1 pseudogene is annotated in these 351 nt (G+C 68.7%); it reads right to left on the bottom strand.

Annotated features, from left to right (window positions below):
• Nucleotides 1–253 precede the first annotated feature (253 nt).
• Nucleotides 254–351: pseudogene (locus tag MKL20_RS29760) on the bottom strand (DUF1003 domain-containing protein); the annotation flags it as partial.

Raw genomic sequence — 351 nt, 5'->3', positions numbered from 1 at the left:
GCAACGCCATGGTACACGATGCTGCCTTGGCAGGGCGGTCGGCTGAACGGACACAACTGTTGGTCCGGCCCTGATCGGCGCTCCTCCAACCCAACCCCCTCATCCTGAGGCGTGAGCGAAGCGCGCCCCGAAGGAGCCTTCCAGCTGGCTGCGCGATCCCTGGAGGGCCCCTTCGAGCGCCCCGCTACGCGTCGCCACCTCAGGATCACGGGGTTGGGTTGCAGGGGCGCCGACCACGACGAAGCCAGGCGGCCTCCGCTTTTCGGTTGATCCCGTATGCCAGGCTGGCGGTGACCCGGTCCCTCGCCGCCTGCCGGTTCTGCGACATCAGGATCACCGGCGCCTGAAGGG

Origin of the sequence: Methylobacterium sp. E-066, assembly GCF_022829635.1 — a bacterium.
Lineage (GTDB): Bacteria > Pseudomonadota > Alphaproteobacteria > Rhizobiales > Beijerinckiaceae > Methylobacterium.
This window is presented reverse-complemented; position numbering and strand designations above follow the sequence as displayed.